The organism is Streptomyces sp. NPDC056527, assembly GCF_042794475.1.
Lineage (GTDB): Bacteria > Actinomycetota > Actinomycetes > Streptomycetales > Streptomycetaceae > Streptomyces.
In genome coordinates this window covers 1-22795 of sequence record NZ_JBHTTQ010000043.1, presented here as the reverse complement: position 1 = coordinate 22795, position 22795 = coordinate 1, and the positions used below count along the sequence as shown (strand labels likewise).

Genomic DNA, 22795 nt, shown 5'->3' with positions numbered 1-22795 from the left:
GACAGAACGGACACGATCCGATACGGCCGCCCCGCCAATGGCACCATGACGCGGTGACCCACGCACGGCAGCACATCAACCGCGTCCCCGTTCAGGTGGTCGCCCACCGCGGAGCCTCCGAGGACGCCCCGGAACACACTCTGGCCGCCTATGTGAAGGCCATCGAGGACGGCGCCGACGCGCTCGAGTGCGATGTCCGGCTCACCGCCGACGGCCACCTGGTCTGCGTCCACGACCGACGTGTCGACCGCACCTCCAACGGCCGCGGCGCCGTCTCCGCGCTGGAGCTCGCCGACCTCGCCGCGCTCGACTTCGGCACCTGGCGGGGGCGCGAGGACGCGGGCGAGAGCCCGGACTGGAAGGACCCCGAGCTCACCTCCGTACTCACCCTGGAACGCCTCCTCGAGCTGGTCTCCGACGCCGGGCGGCGGATAGAACTCGCCATCGAGACCAAGCACCCCACCCGCTGGGCGGGCCAGGTGGAGGAGCGGCTGCTGACCCTCCTCAAGCGGTTCGGCCTCGCGGAGCCGGCGGCTCCGGAGGAGTCCGCGGTACGCGTCATGAGCTTCTCCCCGCGCTCCCTCGGCCGGATCGCGGCGGCCGCGCCGACCCTCCCCACCGTCTCGCTGTCGCAGTTCGTCACCCCCCGGCTGCGCGACGGACGGCTGCCGGCGGGCTCGCGGATCGCCGGACCGTCGATCCGGATCGTCCGTCACCACCCCACCGTGATCCTTCGGCTCCAGAAGGCCGGGCACCAGGTCCATGTATGGACTGTCGACGATCCGGAGGATGTGGAGCTGTGCGAGCGGCTCGGCGTCGACGCGATCATCACCAACCGCCCGAAGCAGGTGCTGTCCCAGTTGGGCCGCGTTTGACCCGTTCTCCCCACCCGTATCGGGGCTTACGGGGAGTGCACCGGCGCGTTCGGCCCGTACTCGATCGTCACGAGTGCGTCACCGGAGGCTCATTGGCCGGTTTCCGGTCCAGGCCATTGGGGCATTCACACCGTGGCGTGGGGCAAAGGAGGTCTCGGGGGTGGCGTTGGTGGTGGCACAGAAGGTGCCCACGTCGTCGAGCATGGCCGTACCCCATGGCCCTGCGGGCGTGGGTGAGGCGCGACACCGTATGCGGGAGCAGTTGAGTCGCAGCGGGATGTCCGAATCGGTCGTCGACGATGCGGTACTGATCCTTTCCGAGCTGCTCAGCAATGCCTGCCGGCACGGCAGGCCGCTGGGGCGGGCCGAAGTGGGTGACGGGGACGTCCGGGCCGCGTGGCGCATCGACGCGTCGGGTGGTTTGACGGTCGAGGTGACGGACGGCGGTGGTCCCACACGGCCTGTTCCTTCGACGCCCTCGGTCACCGCGCGCGGCGGCCGTGGGCTGAACATCATCGGTGCGCTCGCTCAGGACTGGGGCGTACGGGACAGCGCGACCGGTGAGGTCACGGTCTGGGTGATCGTCACCGAGGGCCATCGGCGCGAGGACTTCGCGGCGAGGGTCGGCGGCGGTTCGGGCTTCGACTTCCTGGACGCGTACGACGACCTGGACTGACGACGATGCGCTACGCGGGAAGACCGGCCCGGACCAGCACCCGGGCGGTCGGCCGCCGAGCGAACCGCCGAACAGGCCGCACGTCCGACCCGGGCGGTGGACAGTCGAGCAGGCCGCACGTCCGACCCGGGCGGTCGCGCGTCCGGTCGGAGATCGGCCCCGGCGACCGGCTCGGCGGCGGGTCGTCCGAACGGCCCGGCGACAGACGGGACACCGACCGCCCCGACCTGAGCCTCGCATCGCTTCCGTACGGCTAGGCTCGCCCGACACAGAGCTGTGCACCGAGCACGGCCCTGCACCACCGCACTGCCGCTATCGGGAGAAGCCACACCATGGCCAAGAAGCGCCCCCAGACGAAGGCCGCCAAGGCACAGGTCACGAACGGGGAGATCCCGGTCGTCGGTGCGCGCGAGCCGTGCCCGTGCGGTTCGGGCCGCCGCTACAAGGCGTGTCACGGCCGGGCCGCCGCGCACGCCGTGACCGAGCTCGTCCAGCGCCCCTTCGAGGGGCTGCCCGGCGAGTGCGACTGGGTCGCGCTGCGCGAGCTGGTGCCCGCCGCCACCGTCCCGCTCACCCTCAAGGACGGGCTGCCCGAGGGTGTGCCGTCCGTGACGCTCGCGACCGTACTGCCGATGGCGTGGCCGGCGCTGCGCCGCGACGACGGCTCCGTACTGCTCGCGCTGCAGAACGACTCGTCCTCCGGTGACCTCGCCCGCGATCTCGCCGACACCCTCCAGCGCGCGCTGGAAGCGGAGCCCGGCACCCCGGTCGCGCCCCGCCGCGTGCCCACCGAGGGCCCCCGTCTGCAAGACCTCCTCGACCCGAACAGCGATTTTGCGCCGGTCGTGCACGAGGGCTTCGAATTCTGGATTCCGGAGTCCGCCGACAACTCCAACCCCGAGGTCACCGCCTCCCTGGAGCGCGCGAACGCCGCCGCGATCCCCACCGTCAAGCTGACCGGCGTGGACTCGGCGTACTGGTGCGAGACCCCGGAGAAGAACCACCTGCGCTGGGTCATGCCGCACCCCGAGGAGAAGCTCCTCGACGCGCTCGCCCGCCTGCACGCCGCCGGCACCTCCGCCCTCGTCGACGACACCCGCCTCGTCGGCTCCTTCCGGGCGCACGGCCTCATGGTCCCCGTCTGGGACCTGCCCACCTCGATGGGGGCCGAGGACTGCGAGAAGCCCGCCGCCGAGTTCGCCGAGCGGCTCGCCGCGGCGCTGGCCTCGGACGCCCCGCTGACGCCGGAGGAGCGCCGGGCGCGCGGCGGCCTCACCAACCGTCAGGTCACTCTCAGCTGACACGCGAGGTGGCTGCCGTCACTGACAGACCGATCAGTCGGTGACTTCCGCCACAACTCCGCCGCACGACCTGATAAATCCCTGTCCGAATAACCGAGATCGAATTTGCGAACCGCAGATCTCTTGTTACGGTTCTAGAAGCCCGGTCGCTGGTGCATCCCCCGTCGCCAGCGATCGGGCCTTCTCATGCCCGGACGGATCCCGTCCCGCGCTCAACTACCGCCCGTGCCGGCCGCGTTGCTCCCGGACCGCAGCAGCAGCGGCGTACTGTCGCCCTCTCCCGCGCCCGCGAATTCCGCCACGGCCGAATATGCCGAAGCCGCGCCCCGCGCGCGCTCCCTTGGCGTCTCGCAAGCCCCGGGTTCGTCCTGTGCCGGGATGGCACAACGCACTTGTACGGTCCGCCCCGCGGGGCCCATCAGGGTGAGTACGGAGTCCAGCCGCTGGCCCGTGGCGTTGCGGTAGTACGTACGCGCCCAGGTGTCGGGCCCCTCGGTGAGAACGCAGGTCTGCGCCTCGATCCCGTCGGGGGAGGTCAGCTCGGGTCCGCAGTGGGAGGCGTGACCGGGGAGGTCCGAGGTCGACGGCCGCTTCGGCTCCGACGGAGCCGGGGGCGCGGGCTTGGGCCGCTCCTCGCGGGCGCCGAGGCCGAGGCCGGGCAGCAGGCCGCCGTCGGCCTTCGGCTTCGCGTCGTCACCGGGCCCCGGGCCGGCCGCCGGGCCCGCCAGGGCGGCCAGCGGCAGGAGCGTGGCGCACACCACGACGGCCCCGAGCCCGATCATGCGGAGATTCATGGGGACCTACCTGCCCGGCTGGCTGCGACTCGTGAACGGTGCGCCGAAGATATCGGCGGATCAGGGGCGCACAGCGCGTCGCGCGCCCATTTCCCGTACAAGTCGGGCCGCCTCACACCCGTTCGGGTGACGCGTATGCCGGAACCGGCCCCGAGACCGATGCCGCCCGCGCGACCAGCGCCCAAGGCGCGGATCGAGCGCCCACGACCCGAATCGCCCGCGCGTGAGCCCGCGGGCACCTTCGCACCCCCGCCCGCGACTACGCGGGCGTTCCGACCCCGCCCATGGGGCGGGCCACCTTCAACCCCCGCCCCCGCCTACGCGGGACGTTCCACTCGCCCGTAGCTACGCGGGGCGTTCCCGCCCGCGCCCCTGAGTCCGCCGGCACCCGCCGACCCCGCCCCTCAGTCCGCAGCCACCTTCCGGCCCCGCCACTCAGTACGCGAGTCTGCTGCCGCCCTCCGGAGCGCCCGTGCTCGCCTCCACCAGCGCGTCCACGACCGCCTCCACGTCCGGCAGCCACGGCCTGGCCGAGCCCTCCAGGGGCGCGCGCTCCCAGCGCACCTGCCCCGTCCCCGCGGCCGACGGCGGCAGCAGCAGATAGCCGCCCTCGCCGTGGAAGCGCAGCGAGCTGGGCACGCTGTCCTTCGCGTAGAGGAGTTCGCCGAGCTGTTCCAGGCCGTACGGGGCGACCAGCAGCGACCAGCGGGTCGGTGTCGCCACCACGGGGCCGAGCCGCATGCCCATCGTGTCGAGAGCGGCCAGGGCGCGCGCCCCCGCGGCGGCCGGCAGGCTCACCGCGCAGGGCGCCTTGCCACCGGTGGCCAGGACGATCGGGGCCTCCGGTCGCCGGGCCCACCACCAGCGGATCATGCGCTCGTCGGTGGTGGCCGCGAGCAGACCGGGGTCGAAGGGGTGTGCGCCGGGAACGACACACTGCGGGTCGGGGCAGGCGCAGCCCACCCCTCCGGACGTACGCGTCGTCGTCTTCAGCCCCACGCCGGGCAGTACGGGCCAGTCCCACTCGGTGGCGCACATGAGCGCCGCGTCGAGCTGGACAGTCCTCTCCTTGCGCCGGAACCGGAGCCTGCGTCGCCTTCCGAGGATCTCGCGCATGAGCGCTCGTTCCTTTCCGTTGAACGCCGAATCCACATCACACCATGTGCAGATCACTTCACTGTGCGTATCAGCGCGTACAAGGTCGGCGGTTCACCGCCCCGTGCGGTGGGGCGGGAGGGGCCGAGCTGAGGCTCGTCGTCCACTCGAGGGGCGCGGCCTGCGGCGGTGAGGACGCCCAGGCACCCTGCCAGGTTCCGGGGCTGCTTCAACTGCCCCTGGCCATCACCGTCTACGTACCCATCACGTTCTAATCAACGCGCTTTCAAACGACGCCAGTCGACCGCAAAAGGTGCACGGTGGGGGTAATTTTCAGCCAACTTGGCCTGCACTTCAACCCTTCTGCCAAACCCCATAGACACCACAAGTCCCGTGGGGACAATGCTGGACATCGCTCCTCTTGTGCGTGTACATGTGGATGCATTGCTAGCGGCGCAGATTGACATGGGGGTTTGCGATGCTAATGAGCGAAACATGCCGGTCGGAAAGCCGGTCGACATGAGCGCCCCACACCTGCCGAAAGTGGCCGGAATCGATTCCACGGTTCCGTCGCCCGCGCACACTACCGCGCCCGTCCCGCCCGTCATCCCCTCCGACGCGCCCCTCCCGGACATCCCCGGCGAGCTGATCCACGACCGCCTGGCCGGCTGGGTCTCCGACCTCACCACCCTCCACGAACTCACCGAACGCCTGGTCAAGACCGGCTCGCTCGACGAAGCGCTGCGTGAGGTACTGCGCGCCGGCGCCGCCCTCGTCGGCGCCCGCCGCGGCATGGCGATCCTCGAACCCGCCGACGGACTCGGCCCGACCTCCACCGTCGGCCTCGGGCTCGCCCACGCGGAGCTCGGCACCATCGAGACCGTGCCGCGCAGCGCCACCTCCTACGGCCGAATCCTCGACGGCCTCCCCGAACCGACCGGCTCCGGAGCCCTCCGCGGTCCCCTCGGCCCCCGCGATCCGCTCGCCCACCCCGATTCCGTCGCCGTCCCGGATCCGATCGCGGTGCCCGACCTCCTCGGCGAGGCCGGACTCGACCCCCGCCACCGTGAGGTCGCCGCCCGGCTCGGCTACGCCGCCAGCTACGCCCTGCCCCTGGCCACCGAGGCCGCCGGCAAGCTCGGCGCCCTCGTCTGGCTCTACGACGAGCCCGCCGAACCGGTCGAGCGCCAGCGCCACCTGATCGGCCTCTACAGCCGCTACGCCACCGAACACCTCGCCCGTCTCCTGGAGCTGGAGCGCGCCCGCGTCCAGGTCGCCACCGTCGCCGAGGAGTTGCTGCCAAGCCGCCTCCCCCGGGTGCCCGGCGTCCAGCTCGCCGCCCGGCACAGCACCGGCCCGCGAGGCGGCGGCGACTGGTACGACGCGCTGCCGCTGCCTGAGGGCGCCCTCGGGCTCGCCGTCGGCTCCGTGTCCGGGACCGGCCCCAGCGCGCTCGCCGCCATGGGACGGCTGCGCGCCTCCCTGCGGGCGTACGCGGTCATGGAGGGCGAGGATCCCGTCGCCGTCCTGTCCGATCTGGAACTCCTGCTCCGGCTGACCGAGCCCGCCCGCTCGGCCACCGCGCTCTTCGCCTACTCCGAGCCGAAGGAGCGCAAGCTCGTCCTCGCCGGGGCCGGGCACACCCCGCCGCTGATCATCGGCGACCACCGCACCGAGTATGTGGAGACCTCGCTGTCCGCGCCGCTCGGGATGCTCGCCTGCTGGGAAGCGCCCAGCATCGAGATCGCCCCGGCCCCCGGAGAAACGGTGCTGCTGTACACGGACGGGCTGCTGCGGCGGACCGGCGACCCCATGGACCGGGCCTTCGCACGGCTCCACGCGGCCGCCGCGAGCGTGCCGAAGGCGGACCGTACCGACCCCGGGGCCATCGCCGACCACGTGCTGCGGACCCTGCTGCCCGAGGGCCTCGACACCGCCGTGGACGGAGAGGACGTCGTCCTGCTCGCGGCCCGCTTCGAGTGAGCGGCCCGCTTCAAGACAACGGGTCTCCGCGTGAGCGGCCCGCTTCAAGACAACGGCGCTCCGCGTGAGCGGCCCACTTCAAGACAACGGCGCTCGACGTGAGCGGCCCGCTTCGACTGAGCGGCGGGCTTCTCGTGCGCCGCGCGTAGACCGGATGTGACTCAGCGGTAATGGGTCTTCCGGCCCTGGGCCCCCTTCCGTACGACCGTACGATGGAGAAGGTTCAGTGTCGTACCAAAAGGAGACCCCCCGTGGCAGACGAGCTCACCCCGGAAACCCCGGACGAGTCCGAAGAACCGATCAAGCAGCGCAAGAACGGCCTGTACCAGGGCGTCTCCGACGAGCTCGCCGAGAACATGAAGTCCGGCTGGGCCGACACCGAGCTGCACGACCTGCGGCCGATCGCGCAGGCCGAGTACACCGCGGCCCGCCGCGCCGCGCTCTCCGCACGCTTCCCGGGCGAGCGCCTGGTGATCCCCGCCGGAAACCTGAAGACGCGCTCGAACGACACCGAGTACAGCTTCCGCGCCTCCACCGAGTACGCGTACCTCACCGGTGACCAGACCGAGGACGGCGTCCTCGTCCTCGAGCCCACGAAGAACGGTCACCGGGCGACGATCTACCTGCTCCCCCGCTCCAACCGCGAGAACGGCGAGTTCTGGCTCGACGGCCAGGGCGAGCTCTGGGTCGGCCGGCGCCACTCGCTGACCGAGGCCGAGCAGCTCCTCGGCGTCCCCGCCAAGGACGTACGCGAGCTGGCCGCCGCCCTCAAGGAGGCCACCGGCCCGGTCCGCGCCGTCCGCGGGCACGACGCCGGCATCGAGGCCGCCCTGACCGACAAGGTCACCGCCGAGCGCGACGAGGAGCTCCGCGTCTTCCTCTCCGAGGCCCGCATCGTCAAGGACGAGTTCGAGGTCGCCGAGCTGCAGAAGGCGTGCGACTCCACCGCCCGCGGCTTCGAGGACGTCGTCAAGGTCCTCGACAAGGCCGAGGCGACCAGCGAGCGCTACATCGAGGGCACGTTCTTCCTGCGCGCCCGCGTCGAGGGCAACGACGTCGGCTACGGCTCCATCGCCGCCGCCGGCCCGCACGCCACCACCCTGCACTGGGTCCGCAACGACGGCCCCGTCCGCTCCGGCGACCTGCTGCTCCTCGACGCCGGCGTCGAGACCACCGAGCTCTACACCGCGGACGTGACCCGCACCCTGCCGATCAACGGCCGCTACACCGAGCTCCAGCGCAAGATCTACGACGCCGTGTACGAGGCGCAGGAGGCGGGCATCGCCGCGGTGAAGCCCGGCGCCGCCTACCGCGACTTCCACGACGCCGCCCAGCGCGTGCTCGCCGAGAAGCTCGTCGAGTGGGGCCTCGTCGAGGGCCCGGTCGACCGCGTCCTGGAGCTGGGCCTCCAGCGCCGCTGGACCCTCCACGGCACCGGTCACATGCTCGGCATGGACGTCCACGACTGCGCCGCCGCGCGCACCGAGGCGTACGTCGACACCACCCTCGAGCCGGGCATGTGCCTGACGGTCGAGCCGGGGCTGTACTTCCAGGCCGACGACCTGACCGTGCCGGAGGAGTACCGGGGCATCGGCGTCCGGATCGAGGACGACATCCTCGTCACGGAGGACGGCAACCGGAACCTCTCCGACTCGCTCCCGCGCCGCTCGGACGAGGTCGAGGCATGGATGGCCGGCCTGAAGGGCTGACCACTTCATCCGTACGAGAAGGGCCCCCGCCGACGGGATCGGCGGGGGCTCTTTCGTCCCGTGTCGTCGGTCTCAGGTCAGCGCGAGAGGGGCGTCCGCACGCCATTTGACGATCTTGTCGAAGCTGACGAGCGCGCCGCCCCTGCCCGTACGGCCGAAGTGGACGTGGTCGGCCAGCTCCTCGATCAGCCGCAGTCCGCGACCGTTCTCGGCATCCGCGGCGGCGGGCAGCGGGGACCCCGAGAAGCCCGGACCGGAGTCGGCCACCTCGATCCGACAGGTCTCGCCGTCCAGATAGGCCGTGACCCGGTACGCCTCCGAGGCCATGCCGGAACCGGTGTCGCCGCCGTGCTCGACGGCGTTGGCGCATGCCTCGGTCAGGGCGACCGACAACTCGTAGGACACGTCCGGGTCGACGCCCGCGGTCTCCATCGTGCCGAGAAGGAGCCGCCGGGCGAGCGGAACGCTCGCGGCCTCGCGCCTCAGATGGAGGGACCACCAGATGCTCATGCTTCAGCCTCCTGGCTGCGGCTCGACATGCTGCGGCGCGACATACCGTTACCTATTGCCGCCCTAAGGGGTCCGTAAGCCCCTGGGGAACACAAGAGCCCTCATTCGGCGGATGTGGGCACGCCGGACGCCGGTGTATGTCGGGCCCGAAGCAGCCAAAGGGTGATCTTCCGGACCTGCCGTATGGCAGGTGGGGGCCTGGTGCGATGATGGGCCCCGCCATGTCTGCCCCCGTGCTCGCACCACGCCTGCTGAGGGCCGCGGTGTTCACCGCGGTCTGCGTCGTGCTGTCCGGGCTCGGACACGCCATCGCCGCCTGCGCGGGCATCGCTCTGTGGACCGTGGTCGCCGGATTCCTCGGCATCTTCGGCATCACCGTGCTCTTCGCCGGGCGCGAGCGTTCGCTGCCCGTCATCGTCACGGCACTGGCCGGCGGACAGCTCGGACTGCACGTCCTGTTCGGCCTCGGACAGCGTCCGCTCACGGCCGGCGCCCTCGGCCCGGCCTCCGACGACGCGCTCATCCGCATGGCCGCCAAGCTGGTCTGCGGCGCGGGCGCCGCGTCGATCAGCCCCGCCGACGCGACCCGGATCATCACCGACGCCGGCCTCGACCCGGCGGCCGCGGCGGCACGGCCGCACGCCGCCCATCTGGCGACCGGCGCCGCGGAGAACGCGGGCCTGCTGCCCGACCTGCCCATGGTGCTCGGCCATCTGCTGGCCGCGCTCGCCACGGGCTGGCTGCTGCGCCGCGGCGACCTCGCCCTGGGCCGGCTCGTCCGGCTCTCCGCGCACGGAGCGACCGAACTCGCCGAAGGCGCCCTCGTCCGCTCCCTGCGCGCCGCGACCGCTTTCGTACGGGCGCTGCTCGCCGGCCTTCCCGGGCTCCCGGCGGCCGGTCCGCGCCGCCCTGCCCGTACCGCGGCCGACGTCTCTCCGCCGCCCGTCGCGGCGGCACTCCAGCACACGGTGATCCGGCGCGGCCCGCCCGCCGCCGACTGCGTCCTCGCAGCCTGACGCGGACCGCTCACAGGGAGCGGGCCGCGGTGCTCCGCATCCCCGCGCCCGTACCCGGTCGTTCGCGCTCGCTCGCGTCGTTCCGGCCGTCGGCGCGGCGGACTTCACCCTTCCTCCCGAGCTGGAGTGTCCTCTGCCATGAACGTCTCCCGTATCGCCCTCGCCGGTGGCATCGCCGTCTCCTCCGTCGTCCTGCTCTCCGGAACCGCCTTCGCGCACGTCAGCGTGCAGCCGCAGGGCGAGGCCGCGAAGGGCGGCTACGCGACCGTCAACATCAAGGTCCCCAACGAGCGCGACAACGCCTCCACCGTCAAGGTCGAGGTCAACTTCCCCACCGACCACCCGCTCGCGTCCGTGATGCCGCAGCCGCTGCCGGGCTGGAAGGCCGAGGTCACCAAGGCCAAGCTCGCCAAGCCGCTGGAGCTGCACGGCAAGAAGATCAACGAGGCCGTCTCCAAGGTCACCTGGACCGCCGACGGTTCGAAGATCGGCCCGGGTCAGTTCCAGCAGTTCCCGCTCTCGCTCGGCCAGCTGCCCGAGGACGCCGACCAGCTCGTCCTCAAGGCCATCCAGACCTACGACAACAACGAGGTCGTCCGCTGGATCGAGGAGCCGAAGGAGGGTGCGGCCGAGCCGCAGAACCCCGCTCCCGTCCTGAAGCTCTCCGCGGCCACCGAGGACCACCACGGCGGCGGCGCCACGAAGACCGACGACAAGGCCGGTCACGACGACAAGGCCGGGGCCGAGAAGTCCCACACCGAGGCCGCCGGTTCCGACAGCAGTGACACCACCGCCCGTGTGCTCGGTGTCATCGGCATCCTCGTGGGCGTCGCGGGTGTCGCCTTCGGTGTGCTCGCCGGCCGTCGCCGCTCGGCCTGAACCCCCTCCGTAAGAGAGAACACGATCCATGTCAGTCCAGAAGTCGACCGACCCGAAGACCGATGAGCGGGCGCGGCCGAGCCGTCGCGCCCCGCTCATCGCCGCGGCCGTCGCGGTCGTCGCCGCCCTCGCGGTGACGGCCGTCGTCGGCCTCGGCGGAGGCGACGACAAGGCGAAGGGCTCCGGCAACGGAGCGGTCGCCGAGGTCTCCGCCGACGGCAACTCCAACAAGGCGGCGACGGTCCTCGACCGGCCGTTCACCAAGCCCGACCTCGTCCTCACGGACACCAAGGGCCAGAAGTTCGACCTGCGCGAGCGGACCAAGGGCAAGCCCACGCTGATCTACTTCGGCTACACGCACTGCCCCGACGTCTGCCCGCTGACGATGAGCAACATCGCCATCGCCAAGAAGCAGCTCCCCAAGGCGGACCAGGACAAGCTCCAGGTCGTCTTCGTCACCACCGACCCGGAGCGGGACACCTCGGCCGAACTGGCCAAGTGGCTCCCGGCCGCCGGTGACCCCTCCTTCACCGGTCTCACCGGCGACTTCTCCACGATCCAGGCGGGCGCCCGCCAGATCGGCATCGGCATCGACCCGCCGAAGAAGGAGAAGAACGGCTCGGTCGTCTCCATGCACGGAGCCCAGGTGATCGCGTTCTCGCCCACGACCGACCAGGGCTACGTCCTGTACGGCGAGGACACGACCGTCGACGACTACGCCAAGGACCTGCCGAAGATCATCAAGGGGGAGAACCCGTGAACCGCCGCACCACCACCCTGATCGCCGCCGTCGCTCTGACCGGGAGCCTGGCGCTGACGGGGTGCTCGTCCGACAGCTCCTCCGACAAGGCGGACGGCAAGCCCGAACTGAAGGTCAGCGGCGCGTTCATGCCGCAGCCGGTGATGGACATGGCCGGCGGCTTCCTGACCATCACGAACGGCAGCGGTACGGCCGACAAGCTGACCTCCGTCACCAGCCCGATCTCGGACGACGTGCAGATCCACGAGACGAAGAACCAGAAGATGCAGCAGGTGAAGTCCTTCGACATCCCTGCCAACGGTGAGCTGAAGCTCGAACGCGGCGGCAGCCACATCATGTTCATGGGGCTGAAGACGAAGCCGAAGCAGGGCGAGAAGGTCAGCATCGAGCTGCACTTCGAGAAGGCCGCGCCCATCAAGGTCGACCTGCCCGTCGAGGCGGCCACCCACAACCCGAAGCAGCACTGAGCTAGTTGAGGGACTGACACACAGATGAGAGCCACCGCCCCGCCCCTCGGAACCGCCCTGACCCGGCTGCTGCTCGTCACGGCCGCGCTCCTCGGCACGCTGCTCGCCGGCGCCGCCCCCGCGTCCGCGCACGCCGCGCTCACCGGCAGCGACCCCCAGGACGGGGCGGTGGTCGCCACCGCCCCCAAGGACGTCAACCTCACCTTCTCCGAGCAGGTCGCCATGAGCACCGACTCGATCCGGGTCCTCGACCCGGCGGGGAAGCGTGTGGACACCGGAGAGATCCGCGACCTGTGCAGCGGATCGATCGTCAAGTACGGGGTGGGACTCCGCTCCGGCCTGCCCGAAGGCACCTACACCGTCGCCTGGCAGACCGTCTCCGCCGACAGCCACCCCATCGCGGGCGCCTTCACCTTCTCCGTCGGCGCCCCTTCCCAGACCTCCGTCGCCCTGCCCGACCGGCAGGCCGGCGGCGGACTCGTCGGCACGCTGTACGGCATCGCCCGCTACGTCTCCTACGGCGGCTTCGTCGTCCTCGTCGGCGGCGGCGCCTTCGTCCTCGCCTGCTGGCCGCGCGGAGCCGGCGTCCGCCCGGTGCAGCGACTCGTGGTCAGAGGCTGGCTGACCCTCGCCGCGGCCACCGTGGTCATGCTGCTGCTGCGCAACCCGTACACCGGCTCCGGCGAACTCGCCGACGCCTTCGACCTCGGCGGACTCAAGTCCGTCCTGGAGACGAAGACCGGCGCCGCACTCATCTCCCGGCTGATGCTGCTGGGCGCTGCGGCCCTCTTCGTCGCCGTGCTGTTCGGTGCGTACACCAAGCGGACCGACGAGAAGGAGAAGAAGGACCTCACCTTCGGACTCGCGATCGGCGGCAGCGTGGTGGCCGCCGGCATCGCGGGCACCTGGGCGCTCGCCGAGCACGCCTCCACCGGCCTGCAGCCGGGCATCGCGATGCCCGTCGACATCCTGCACCTGCTGGCGGTGGCGGCCTGGCTGGGCGGCCTGACCGCGCTGCTCGTCGCGCTCTACCGGGCGCCCGACATCGAGCGCGCCGCCGTCGAGCGCTTCTCCAGGGTCGCGTTCGGTTCGGTGGTCGTCCTGGCCGCGACCGGGATCTACCAGTCCTGGCGACAGGTCGGCTCCTGGTCGGCCCTGACCGGCACGTCGTACGGACAGCTGCTGCTGGTCAAGGTCGGACTCGTGGCCGTGCTCGTGGGGATCGCCTGGATCTCCCGCCGCTGGGTCCAGCGACTCGGCGCACCGGTGAAGGCCGACGCCGACGAGGACGCGGCGAAGGAGATCACCGAGGCCGAGGCCGACGCCGAGGTTGACGCCGACGAGGAGACCGAAGCCGGCGAGGGCACGGAGACCGGCGGGGCCGGCGCTCTCGGCACGGCCGGCGCGACCGGTGAGACCGGCGCTGTCGCCACCGCTGGCGCTGCCGGCGCGGCGGGCGAGGGCTCCGAGACCGGCGGGGCCGGCGCTGTCGCCACCGCTGGCGATGTCGGCGACACCTCTGACGGATCCTCGGAGGTGGCCGCGCAGGAAGCGGCCGTCGACCCCGAGCGGGCTGCCCAGCTCGCCCGGCAGCGGGCCGCTGTCGCCACCGCCCGGAAGAAGCGCGACCGCGACGCCGACCCCGAGCGCAGCGGCCTGCGCCGCTCGGTCCTGACGGAGACCGTCGTCGCCGTGGTGCTGCTCGCCGTGACCACCGTCCTCACCTCGACCGAGCCCGGTCGTACGGAGGAGGAGGCAGGGCGCTCCCAGGCCGCGTCCGGCTCGACCGCCGTACCGGAGCGGCCCGTGGACATCCGGCTGCCCTTCGACACCGGGGGCGTGGACGGCAAGGGGACGGTACGGCTCAGCCTCGACCCCGGTCGTACGGGTGCCAACGCCCTCCATATCTATATCGACCGGCCCAACGGCCGCCCGCTGGACGTCCCCGAGATCAAGGTGGCCTTCACCTTGAAGGAGAAGAACGTCGGCCCGCTGCCGGTCGCACCCGACCGGATCCAGACCGGACACTGGAGCGCGAGTGGCGTCCAGATCCCGATGGCCGGCGAGTGGCAGATCCAGGTGACGGTCCGTACCTCCGACATCGACCAGACCACCATCGACAAGAACGTGAAGATCGGCTGAGCCACGTGAGCGACGACGACAAGCTTGAGATCTCCCGCCGGCGTGTGCTCGGCACGGTCGGCGCGGCGGGTGCCGCCGGCATCGTCCTCGGTGCCGGCGGTGGCGCCGGGGTGTACGGGGCGGTCTCCGACTCCGGCTCCTCGACGACCGCCGACGCGAAGGCGCTGACGACGGTCGGGGCGACGCAGGCGATGTTTCACGGGAAACATCAAGCGGGGATCACCACTCCGCTTCAGTCGCGGGGCCATCTGGTCGCCTTCGACCTCGCGCCGGGCGCGGGCCGCAAGGAGGCGGCCGCACTGCTGCGCCGCTGGTCGGCGACGGCGAAGGCGCTGATGGCGGGCAAGCCGTCGATCGACGACACGGGTGTCGCGCTGGACGCGGGCCCCTCCTCGCTGACGGTCACCTTCGGCTTCGGCCACTCCTTCTTCGGCCGTACGGGACTCACCGCCCGCCGCCCGACGCAGCTCGATCCGCTGCCCGCCTTCTCCGCCGACGCCCTCGACCCGAAGAGGTCGGAGGGTGATCTGTGGGTCCAGATCGGAGCGGACGACGCCCTGGTCGCCTTCCACGCACTGCGCGCACTCCAGAAGGACGCGGGCTCGGCGGCCAAGGTCCGCTGGCAGATGAACGGCTTCAACCGCTCCGCCGGCGCCACCGCCAAGCCGATGACGGCCCGGAACCTGATGGGCCAGATCGACGGCACCGGCAACCCCAAGACCTCCGACCCCGACTTCGACCGGCGGATCTTCGTCCCGGAGACCACGGCCGGCGCCGCCGGGGCCCAGGAGTGGATGGCCGGAGGTTCGTACGCCGTCGTACGCCGGATCCGGATGCTGCTCGACGACTGGGAAGGGCTCTCCCTCGACAAGCAGGAGAAGGTCATCGGCCGACGGAAGTCGGACGGTGCCCCGCTCACCGGCGGGAGCGAGACGACCGAGCTCGGTCTCGACAAGGTCGGCCCGGACGGCAATCTCGTGATCCCGGACAACGCCCACTCCCGGATCTCCGCCCCCGAACAGAACGGCGGAGCGGCGATGCTCCGCAGGCCCTTCTCCTTCCACGACGGCATCGGGCAGGACGGCACACCCGACGCGGGACTCCTCTTCGTCTGCTGGCAGGCCGACCCCCTGAGGGGCTTCGTGCCCGTGCAGCGCAAGCTGGACCGGGGCGACGCACTGTCCGCCTTCATCCGGCACGAGGCGAGCGGTCTGTTCGCCGTGCCGGGCGGGGCGGCCGAGGGCGAGTACGTGGGCCAGCGGCTGCTGGAGTCCTGAGCCCGAGCGGGCAGGGGGCCGGCACGTTCCGCGCCTATTAGGGTGACCGTATGTCAGCCACCCGGTATACGTATCTCGGTCCCGAAGGCACTTTCACGGAGGCCGCGCTGCGTACGCTGCCCGAGGCCGCGACCCGGGAACTCGTCCCGATGGTCTCCGTCCCGGCGGCGCTGGACGCCGTGCGCAACGGAGAGGCCGCCGCCGCTCTCGTACCGATCGAGAACTCGGTGGAGGGCGGGGTCACCGCGACCCTGGACGAGCTGGCCTCCGGCGAGCCGCTGATGATCTACCGCGAGGTGGTCCTGCCGATCGCCTTCGCCCTGCTCGTACGGCCGGGCACCACCATGTCCGAGATCAAGACGGTCACCGGGCACCCGGTCGCCCAGCCGCAGGTGCGGAACTGGATGCGGGCGCATCTGCCCGACGCCCTGTGGGAGTCGGCCGCGTCGAACGCGGACGGCGCGCGACTCGTCCAGGAGGGCCGTTTCGACGCGGCCTTCGCCGGCGAGTTCGCCGCGGCGACCTACGGCCTGGAGGCCCTGGTCACCGAGATCCACGACGCGGAGAACGCCGAGACCCGGTTCGTCCTGGTCGGCCGTCCCGCCCGGCCGTCGGCTCCGACCGGCGCGGACAAGACCTCGGTCGTGCTGTGGCTGGGCGAGGACCACCCCGGTGCCCTCCTCGAACTGCTCCAGGAGTTCGCGGTCCGCGGGGTCAACCTGATGCTGATCCAGTCCCGGCCGACGGGCGCGGGCATCGGGAACTACTGCTTCGCGGTGGACGCCGAGGGTCATATCTCAGAGCGGCGGGTGGGCGAGGCGCTGATGGGCCTCAAGCGCATCTGCCCGAAGGTGCGCTTCCTCGGGTCGTACCCGCGGGCCGGTGTCTCGCGGGAGGACGTGCGGGGCCTGCGGCGCGGGACGTCGGACGAGGAGTTCACGGCGGCCTCCGATTGGCTGGCGAGGGCCCAGGACGGTCGGGCCTGATCCGAGGGTGCCCCACCGCTCCCCTCGCCGGGGGCGGTCGTCCACAGGTGTGAACCACTAGTCCTACCTGCATACTTTTCGGTTACCCACAGAAGTTATCCACAGGTTCGCTTCTCGACCTGGGGACAAGTCGACAACACATGCAGACATGGTCGACAAATCCCCCTAGTCACTCCACAAGCGTCCACAGTGCATCGAGACGGCCGGTGTCACCTCAATTCCATTGATCAACTCTTTAGAGCGAGGAATTCCCACCCGAATGAGTGTGTGAGAGAGGTTTGATCGGGGAATTCTGAGGTCCTTGGAGTCGATTCGGAACGACCCCCTCCGCAATCCACAGATCTTCCGCACAGCCTGTGGATAACTATCGGGACCTGGGTTTCCCTGTGGAGAAGTCCCTTGATCCACAGGGCGGTTCGGTCAAGCCGCGCATGTCGATCCGCCCCTTTTCGGGGGCTCGCGGCCGGTTTATTGACGAATAGGGCGAGCATTTCCCAATCCCGGCAATTCGGGCAAAGCGACACGCAAGGCTATATCCGGTTGAGGTGTCAGGAGCCCGCACCGGTAGCCTGGTGGGGTGATTGACCTTCGCCTGCTCCGTGAGGACCCCGACCGTGTTCGCGCCTCCCAGCGCGCCCGTGGAGAGGACGTCGCGCTCGTCGACGCCCTGCTCTCCGCCGATGAACGGCGCAGGTCGTCCGGCGTCCGCTTCGACGAGCTCCGTTCCGAGCAGAAGTCGCTCGGCAAGCTGATCTCCAAGGCCACCCCCGAGGAGCGCGCCGAGCTCCTGCAGCGGGCCGAGCAGCTCAAGGCCGACGTCAAGGCCGCCGAGACCGAGCAGAACGAGGCCGACGAGACGGCCCGCGCGCTCCTGCTCCAGCTCGGGAACATCGTCCACGCGGACGTGCCCGTCGGCGGCGAGGAGGACTTCGTCGTCCTCGAGACGCACGGCACCATCCGCGACTTCGCCGCCGAGGGCTTCGAGCCCAAGGACCACCTGGAGCTGGGCGAGGCGCTGGGCGCCATCGACGTCGAGCGGGGCGCCAAGGTCTCCGGCTCGCGCTTCTACTACCTGACGGGCGTCGGCGCCCTGCTGGAGCTGGCCCTCGTCAACGCGGCCATCGCGCAGGCGACCGAGGCCGGGTTCATCCCGATGCTGACGCCGGCGCTGGTCCGCCCGCGCGCCATGGAGGGCACCGGCTTCCTCGGCCAGGCCGCGGAGAACGTGTACCACCTGGAGAAGGACGACTTCTACCTCGTCGGTACGTCCGAGGTGCCGCTCGCCGCGTACCACATGGACGAGATCATCGACGCGGACAAGCTGCCGCTGCGCTACGCCGGCTTCTCGCCGTGCTTCCGCCGCGAGGCCGGCACGTACGGCAAGGACACCCGGGGCATCTTCCGCGTCCACCAGTTCGACAAGGTCGAGATGTTCTCGTACGTCGCTCCGGAGGACGCCGAGAACGAGCACAAGCGGCTCCTGGACTGGGAGAAGCAGTGGCTGACCAGCCTGGAGCTGCCCTTCCAGGTCATCGACGTGGCCACCGGCGACCTGGGCTCCTCCGCCTCCCGCAAGTTCGACTGCGAGGCGTGGATCCCGACGCAGGGCAAGTACCGCGAGCTGACCTCCGCGTCGAACTGCGACGGCTTCCAGGCGCGCCGCCTGTCCGTGCGGATGCGTGACGAGCGGAACGGCAAGAAGGTCGTGCAGCCGCTGGCGACGCTGAACGGCACGCTGTGCGCCGTGCCGCGCACGATCGTGGCGATCCTGGAGAACCACCAGCTGCCTGACGGTTCGGTCCGGGTGCCGGAGGTGCTGCGGCCCTACCTCGGTGGCCGTGAGGTCCTGGAGCCGATCTCCAAGTGAGCCCGTTCCCGTACAAGCTCGTCGCGACGGACCTCGACGGCACGCTGCTGCGCGCCGACGAGTCGGTCTCGGATCGTACGCGTGACGCCCTCGCCGCCGCGGTGGCGGCGGGGGCCGCGCACATCGTCGTCACGGGCCGCTCCGTCCCCTGGACGCGGCACATCCTCGACGACCTCGGCTACGAGGGGCTCGCGGTGTGCGGTCAGGGGGCGCAGGTCTACCACGCGGGCGAGCACCGGCTGCTGACCTCGGTCACGCTTGACCGGCAGCTGGCCGGGCTGGCGCTGTCGAAGATCGAGGCCGAGGTCGGACCGCTGGCGCTGGCCGCCAGCCGCGACGGCCTGGACGGCGAGGTGCTGGTCAGCCCCGATTACCGGGTCCAGGACGGCCCGCTGCCCGTGGTCCGCTTCGAGGACCCGACGGAGCTGTGGTCCGCTCCGCTGAACAAGCTCTACATCCAGCACCCGACGCTGTCGGACGACGAGCTGGCGAGTGCCGCCCGCCGGACGGTCGGCAGCCTGGTGGACGTCGTCATGGCCGGCCCCGGCATCGTGGAGATCCTCCCGCTGGGTCTGACCAAGGCCACGGGTCTGTCGCTCGCGGCGCGCCGGCTGGGCGTGAAGGCGGCGGAGACGATCGCGTTCGGCGACATGCCGAACGACATCCCGATGTTCGGCTGGGCCGCGCGCGGCGTGGCGATGGCGAACGCCCACGACGACCTGAAGGCGATCGCGGACGAGGTGACGGCCTCGAACGAGGAGGACGGCATCGCGGTGGTGTTGGAGCGCCTGCTCGCGGCGTAGACGGCTGCCGCCGCCCAAGGGCCTCGGTGACCGCGCCTGCGGCATCGCCCCGTTGAGAGGGAACACCCCCTCGCGCAGGGGTCGGTCCGCCCGGGGCACGGGTTCGCCCGCTCGCGAAGGGGTCGATCCGTCCACGGATCGGGTTCGCCCGAAGGGCACGCCGCTCTTCGCACGGCCCAGGGCCACTCGGCGAGCGCTTGCCCTGGTGCGGCCCGCCCGAGGGCCTCGCCCTGGTTGCCGCCCGCCAAAGGGCCACGCGGAGGATGCGCGGATCGAACGCGCGCGGGGGTGACCCCGACGACGGCTTAGCAAGCCGCTGCCTTACCACTCGGCCAATCCTCCGGGTGGGCGGCCCGCGCGGAGAACCCGCGCGCTCGAAGCGGCCGCCCCGGCGGCGCTAGGGGGCGCCGCCCTGCAGGGAGCTCGACGGACTCGAACTCCGGCTCGAACTGGTGTCGGTCATGGTCGCACTCCTCCCCGGTCTCACGGCGGGCGTCTCCCGCACAACTAGTGTGCGCGCGACGGAGGTTCGACGGCCACCGAATTACCGGGCGGTTCGACGCCCCATGTGAGGGGCCAACAAGCGAGACCGATCACCAGCGAGATCGCGTGCCCCAGATCCGTGTAGGTATGGCTCGTGAAGAGCGGTACGGCGAAGACGGCCACCGCCCCCGCCAGGTAGAGCCAGCGCCAGGGCCGCGAGATCCGGTACGTGAGGATGCCGATCGACGCCGCGATCCCGTAACTCACCCCGATGTCCACGACGTGCGCCATGCTGCGCGGCACGTCGTGGTCCTGGATCGCCTCCAGGACCACCTGTTGGCTGATGAGGGTGGCCGCGACATGCGCGGTGGCGACCGTCAGGAACCACCTCAGCGTCCCGAGCCAGCGCTCGACCGGCGCGTGGAAGACCTCGAACAGCACCGCGTACAGCACGAAGTCGGAGGGGTCCTCGATCCAGAACGCGCTGCCGAGCAGGGCCTGGAGCGGGTGATGGGACAGCTGGTGCAGATTGCTGGAGTTGCGGTGCAGGAGGTAGTGCTCCAGGCCGTCCGACGAGACCGCGATGACGACGCTGGTGATCGCGATGACGAGCAGCCACAGATGCGTACCGGGTGACGACCGCACCCACGACCGGATCGGTCGGGAGGGCTCGCCACCCGGTGCACCACCGGGGAGGGGTTCACTCGGCACGCGTCAGTGCCTATCACCCCGAACTGGGAGAATCCTTAGAAATTGATCATGTGTCCGGCAAGACCGTGGATGGCTTCCTTGACGGCCTCGCCCAGCGTCGGGTGCGCGTGGACGTTCCGCGCGACCTCGTTGACCGTCAGGTCCCACTGCTGCGCCAGCGTCAGCTCGGGCAGCAGCTCGGTGACGTCGGGGCCGATCAGGTGGGCGCCGATGATCTCGCCGTACTGCGCGTCGGCGATGATCTTCACGAAGCCGGTGGCGTCGCCGAGGCCGTGCGCCTTGCCGTTGGCCGTGAACGGGAACTTCGCGACCTTGACGTCGTACCCCTTCTCCCGCGCCTGCGCCTCGGTCCAGCCGAAGCTGGCGATCTGCGGCTGGCAGTAGGTGGCGCGCGGGATCATCGGGTAGTCGAGTTCCATGGTCTCGGCGTCCCCGATGGTCTCGGCGGCGACGACACCCATGGACTCCGCGGTGTGCGCGAGCATCAGCTTCGCGGTCACGTCGCCGATGGCGTAGATGTGCGGCACGTTGGTGCAGCAGCGGCCGTCGACCTCGATCGCGCCGCGCTCGGTCAGCGCCACGCCGGTGGTCTCCAGGCCGTAGCCGGAGACGTTGGGGGCGAAGCCGATCGCCTGGAGGACCTTGTCGGCCTCCAGGACCTTCTGCGCGCCGTCCTTGCCCGTGACGGTGACGCGGACCTGCGGGCCGGACTCGTCGATCGCCTCGACGCGGGTCGAGGTCAGGACGTCGATGCCGAGCTTGCGGTACTGCTTCGCCAGCTCCTTGGAGACGTCGGCGTCCTCCAGCGGCGCGATCCGGTCCAGGAACTCGACGACGGTGACCTTCACGCCGTAGTTGTGGAGCACGTACGCGAACTCGATGCCGATCGCGCCGGCGCCGGCGATGATGATCGACTGCGGCACGTCCTCGGCGAGGATCTGCTCCTCGAAGGTGACCACGCGCTCGCTGCGGGCCGTGCCGGGCAGCAGGCGCGGCGTGGCGCCGGTGGCGATGATGCAGTTGTCGAAGGTGATCGTCTGCGTGGTGCCGTCGGACTTGGCGACCTGCATCGTGTTCGCGTCGACGAAGGTGCCCCGGCCGTCGAACTCCGTGATGCCGTTCTTCTTCATCAGGAAGTGGACGCCCTTGACCCGGCCGTCGGCGACCGTGCGGCTGCGGCTGAACGCCTCGCCGTAGTCGAAGGAGACCGTGCCGTCGACCTTGATGCCGAAGGTCTTCGCCTCGTGGTTGAAGATGTGGGCGAGCTCCGCGTTGCGCAGGAGCGCCTTGGTGGGGATGCAGCCGACGTTCAGGCAGACACCGCCCCAGTACTTCTCTTCGACGACCGCGACCCGCTTGCCCAGCTGGGCGGCGCGGATGGCGGCGACGTAGCCGCCGGGGCCAGCTCCGAGTACGACGACGTCGAAGCGGTCTGACATGACTGACTCCCGAAGGTGGTGAGGGTGTTCGGTCCACGTACGGGCCCACAGTAGTCCGGTGCCTGCCGCACGGGTCAGTCATAGGATGACTGAGCAACCGGGCGAATATCGCGCGTGATCTCGTGTGGAGTGGCGATGGGGCTGAAGGCGGCGGGGCGGACCTCGTTGGTGGACTCCGTGGTCGAGCAGCTGCGCGACCAGCTCGCGCAGGGCGAGTGGGCGGTCGGGGACCGCATTCCGACCGAGCACACGCTCGCCGAACAGCTGGGCGTGGGGCGCAACACGGTCCGCGAGGCGGTGCGGGTGCTGGTCCACGCGGGCCTCCTGGAGTCCCGCCAGGGCAACGGCACCTTTGTCAGGTCGACCGCCGATCCGGCCGCCGTCCTACGCGGAGTGCGCCAGGCGGGTGCGCGGGACGTCATGGAGCTGCGGATGGCCCTGGGGGTGGAGGCGGCGCGCCTCGCGGCGGTACGGCGGGACGCCCACGATCTGCTGCGGCTGCGGGCGGCTCTGGCGACCCTCCGCGAGGAGGGCGACCGTGCCTCGGACGCCGCCGCGGCGTTCCACCTGGCCGTCGTCGAGGCCACGCACAACGCGGCCTTCGCGGGGGTGTACCGCTTCGTCTCCACGCAGGTGCGCGAGGTGCTGGTGGAGGCGCTCGGCGACCGGGAGATGCCGCCGGCAGACATCGAAACGCACAAGGCCCTGGTCGCGGCGATCGAGGCGGGGGACGCGGAGGCGGCGGAAGCGGGGGCCCGGGAGCTGCTGCGGGTGCCGATGGAGACGATCACGGCACTGCCGGGGGAGGCGGAGACGGGATCGGCGGCCCTCACGGCTCGGACGGGTGAGGCACGCGCCTCGCGTGAGGCGAGCGAGGGTCAGGCGCGTGCCTCGCGTGAGGCGCGCACGAGTGAGCCGCGCGCCCCGCGCGAGGCGGGCAAGGGTCAGGCGGTGTGAGGCGTTGTGCGGGCGGGATCCAGGGCGCCTGAGAACCCGGGGCCGGGACCCGACTCGGGTCCCGG

Annotated in this window: 20 protein-coding genes and 1 tRNA gene; 15 read left to right on the top strand and 6 right to left on the bottom strand. The window is 71.1% G+C overall.

Translation table 11 applies throughout. From position 1 onward, the window contains the following. Nucleotides 1–53 precede the first annotated feature (53 nt). The 3 genes from ACFQ7Q_RS21105 to ACFQ7Q_RS21095 all read left to right on the top strand — a co-directional run bounded on the left by ACFQ7Q_RS21105 (nt 54) and on the right by ACFQ7Q_RS21095 (nt 2852). On the top strand, nt 54–875 hold the full coding sequence (locus tag ACFQ7Q_RS21105; protein ID WP_383557396.1) for a glycerophosphodiester phosphodiesterase: 822 nt from the start codon (nt 54–56) through the stop codon (nt 873–875). A gap of 73 nt (nt 876–948) precedes the next feature. Beyond that, the gene (locus tag ACFQ7Q_RS21100; protein ID WP_383557393.1) at nt 949–1551 is read left to right on the top strand and encodes an ATP-binding protein; all 603 of its coding nucleotides are present in this window, start codon (nt 949–951) and stop codon (nt 1549–1551) included. Between the two features lie 332 nt (nt 1552–1883). Continuing rightward, nucleotides 1884–2852, top strand: a complete 969-nt coding sequence (locus ACFQ7Q_RS21095) for a DUF5926 family protein (protein ID WP_383557390.1) — start codon at nt 1884–1886, stop codon at nt 2850–2852. Nucleotides 2853–3064: 212 nt separating this feature from the next. On the opposite strand, the gene ACFQ7Q_RS21090 is transcribed toward ACFQ7Q_RS21095, so the two are convergent. Together ACFQ7Q_RS21090 and ACFQ7Q_RS21085 are read right to left on the bottom strand one after the other, a co-directional pair. Beyond that, nucleotides 3065–3646, bottom strand: coding sequence for a hypothetical protein (locus tag ACFQ7Q_RS21090; RefSeq protein ID WP_383557387.1), 582 nt, complete (start codon nt 3644–3646; stop codon nt 3065–3067). A 435-nt stretch (nt 3647–4081) separates the two neighbouring features. Beyond that, nucleotides 4082–4762 carry a bifunctional DNA primase/polymerase gene (locus ACFQ7Q_RS21085; RefSeq protein WP_383557384.1) on the bottom strand — a complete coding sequence of 227 codons (681 nt, stop codon included), beginning with the start codon at nt 4760–4762 and terminating at the stop codon, nt 4082–4084. Nucleotides 4763–5143: 381 nt separating this feature from the next. Here ACFQ7Q_RS21085 and ACFQ7Q_RS21080 point away from each other — a divergent pair, with 381 nt between their 5' ends. Both ACFQ7Q_RS21080 and ACFQ7Q_RS21075 read left to right on the top strand, forming a co-directional pair. Next, on the top strand, nt 5144–6724 hold the full coding sequence (locus ACFQ7Q_RS21080) for a PP2C family protein-serine/threonine phosphatase (protein ID WP_383557473.1): 1581 nt from the start codon (nt 5144–5146) through the stop codon (nt 6722–6724). Between the two features lie 251 nt (nt 6725–6975). Further along, complete coding sequence (locus tag ACFQ7Q_RS21075; RefSeq protein ID WP_383557381.1) at nt 6976–8433, top strand: aminopeptidase P family protein; 1458 nt, start codon at nt 6976–6978, stop codon at nt 8431–8433. A gap of 72 nt (nt 8434–8505) precedes the next feature. Here the strand turns inward: ACFQ7Q_RS21075 and ACFQ7Q_RS21070 are convergent, their stop codons facing one another. Further along, nucleotides 8506–8943, bottom strand: coding sequence for an ATP-binding protein (locus tag ACFQ7Q_RS21070; protein ID WP_383557379.1), 438 nt, complete (start codon nt 8941–8943; stop codon nt 8506–8508). Between the two features lie 221 nt (nt 8944–9164). Here ACFQ7Q_RS21070 and ACFQ7Q_RS21065 point away from each other — a divergent pair, with 221 nt between their 5' ends. The 9 genes from ACFQ7Q_RS21065 to ACFQ7Q_RS21025 all read left to right on the top strand — a co-directional run bounded on the left by ACFQ7Q_RS21065 (nt 9165) and on the right by ACFQ7Q_RS21025 (nt 19140). Beyond that, nucleotides 9165–9959, top strand: a complete 795-nt coding sequence (locus ACFQ7Q_RS21065; protein WP_383557376.1) for a hypothetical protein — start codon at nt 9165–9167, stop codon at nt 9957–9959. 138 nt (nt 9960–10097) lie between these two features. Further along, nucleotides 10098–10838 carry a YcnI family protein gene (locus ACFQ7Q_RS21060; protein ID WP_383557373.1) on the top strand — a complete coding sequence of 247 codons (741 nt, stop codon included), beginning with the start codon at nt 10098–10100 and terminating at the stop codon, nt 10836–10838. Nucleotides 10839–10866: 28 nt separating this feature from the next. Then, complete coding sequence (locus tag ACFQ7Q_RS21055; protein WP_383557370.1) at nt 10867–11598, top strand: SCO family protein; 732 nt, start codon at nt 10867–10869, stop codon at nt 11596–11598. After that, entirely contained in the window at nt 11595–12065 is a 471-nt protein-coding gene (locus tag ACFQ7Q_RS21050) for a copper chaperone PCu(A)C (RefSeq protein ID WP_383557368.1), read from the top strand. Before ACFQ7Q_RS21055 ends, ACFQ7Q_RS21050 begins: the two co-directional genes overlap by 4 nt. A 24-nt stretch (nt 12066–12089) precedes the next feature. After that, on the top strand, nt 12090–14207 hold the full coding sequence (locus tag ACFQ7Q_RS21045) for a copper resistance CopC/CopD family protein (protein WP_383557366.1): 2118 nt from the start codon (nt 12090–12092) through the stop codon (nt 14205–14207). Nucleotides 14208–14212: 5 nt separating this feature from the next. Beyond that, nucleotides 14213–15484: an iron uptake transporter deferrochelatase/peroxidase subunit gene (efeB, locus tag ACFQ7Q_RS21040; RefSeq protein WP_383557363.1), complete on the top strand. Its 1272-nt coding sequence runs from the start codon at nt 14213–14215 to the stop codon at nt 15482–15484. A gap of 50 nt (nt 15485–15534) precedes the next feature. Next, the gene (gene pheA / locus ACFQ7Q_RS21035; RefSeq protein ID WP_376438466.1) at nt 15535–16470 is read left to right on the top strand and encodes a prephenate dehydratase; all 936 of its coding nucleotides are present in this window, start codon (nt 15535–15537) and stop codon (nt 16468–16470) included. Nucleotides 16471–17047: 577 nt separating this feature from the next. Beyond that, nucleotides 17048–18337 (top strand): serine--tRNA ligase, encoded by a 1290-nt coding sequence (serS, locus tag ACFQ7Q_RS21030; protein WP_383557360.1) that lies wholly within the window; start codon nt 17048–17050, stop codon nt 18335–18337. Beyond that, nucleotides 18334–19140: an HAD family hydrolase gene (locus ACFQ7Q_RS21025; RefSeq protein WP_383557358.1), complete on the top strand. Its 807-nt coding sequence runs from the start codon at nt 18334–18336 to the stop codon at nt 19138–19140. Before serS ends, ACFQ7Q_RS21025 begins: the two co-directional genes overlap by 4 nt. A gap of 257 nt (nt 19141–19397) precedes the next feature. Here the strand turns inward: ACFQ7Q_RS21025 and ACFQ7Q_RS21020 are convergent. The 3 genes from ACFQ7Q_RS21020 to lpdA form a co-directional block, all read right to left on the bottom strand. Continuing rightward, a tRNA-Ser gene (locus ACFQ7Q_RS21020) sits at nt 19398–19482 on the bottom strand. 165 nt (nt 19483–19647) lie between these two features. Continuing rightward, nucleotides 19648–20334: a rhomboid-like protein gene (locus tag ACFQ7Q_RS21015; RefSeq protein ID WP_383557355.1), complete on the bottom strand. Its 687-nt coding sequence runs from the start codon at nt 20332–20334 to the stop codon at nt 19648–19650. Nucleotides 20335–20369: 35 nt separating this feature from the next. Then, on the bottom strand, nt 20370–21773 hold the full coding sequence (lpdA, locus tag ACFQ7Q_RS21010) for a dihydrolipoyl dehydrogenase (RefSeq protein WP_383557352.1): 1404 nt from the start codon (nt 21771–21773) through the stop codon (nt 20370–20372). Between the two features lie 135 nt (nt 21774–21908). On the opposite strand from lpdA, the gene ACFQ7Q_RS21005 reads away from it, so the two are divergent. Beyond that, the gene (locus ACFQ7Q_RS21005) at nt 21909–22730 is read left to right on the top strand and encodes a FadR/GntR family transcriptional regulator (protein WP_383557349.1); all 822 of its coding nucleotides are present in this window, start codon (nt 21909–21911) and stop codon (nt 22728–22730) included. Nucleotides 22731–22795: the final 65 nt, after the last annotated feature.

What these genes read in the sequence shown, in the direction of transcription:
- ACFQ7Q_RS21080 (WP_383557473.1), top strand. Translation starts at nt 5,144, where the DNA reads ATGCTGGACATCGCTCCTCTTGTGCGTGTACATGTGGATGCATTGCTA.
- ACFQ7Q_RS21060 (WP_383557373.1), top strand. Translation starts at nt 10,098, where the DNA reads ATGAACGTCTCCCGTATCGCCCTCGCCGGTGGCATCGCCGTCTCCTCC.
- lpdA (WP_383557352.1), bottom strand. Translation starts at nt 21,773, where the DNA reads ATGTCAGACCGCTTCGACGTCGTCGTACTCGGAGCTGGCCCCGGCGGC.
- ACFQ7Q_RS21090 (WP_383557387.1), bottom strand. Translation starts at nt 3,646, where the DNA reads ATGAATCTCCGCATGATCGGGCTCGGGGCCGTCGTGGTGTGCGCCACG.
- ACFQ7Q_RS21055 (WP_383557370.1), top strand. Translation starts at nt 10,867, where the DNA reads ATGTCAGTCCAGAAGTCGACCGACCCGAAGACCGATGAGCGGGCGCGG.
- ACFQ7Q_RS21070 (WP_383557379.1), bottom strand. Translation starts at nt 8,943, where the DNA reads ATGAGCATCTGGTGGTCCCTCCATCTGAGGCGCGAGGCCGCGAGCGTT.
- ACFQ7Q_RS21085 (WP_383557384.1), bottom strand. Translation starts at nt 4,762, where the DNA reads ATGCGCGAGATCCTCGGAAGGCGACGCAGGCTCCGGTTCCGGCGCAAG.
- ACFQ7Q_RS21005 (WP_383557349.1), top strand. Translation starts at nt 21,909, where the DNA reads ATGGGGCTGAAGGCGGCGGGGCGGACCTCGTTGGTGGACTCCGTGGTC.
- ACFQ7Q_RS21065 (WP_383557376.1), top strand. Translation starts at nt 9,165, where the DNA reads ATGTCTGCCCCCGTGCTCGCACCACGCCTGCTGAGGGCCGCGGTGTTC.
- ACFQ7Q_RS21095 (WP_383557390.1), top strand. Translation starts at nt 1,884, where the DNA reads ATGGCCAAGAAGCGCCCCCAGACGAAGGCCGCCAAGGCACAGGTCACG.
- pheA (WP_376438466.1), top strand. Translation starts at nt 15,535, where the DNA reads ATGTCAGCCACCCGGTATACGTATCTCGGTCCCGAAGGCACTTTCACG.
- ACFQ7Q_RS21045 (WP_383557366.1), top strand. Translation starts at nt 12,090, where the DNA reads ATGAGAGCCACCGCCCCGCCCCTCGGAACCGCCCTGACCCGGCTGCTG.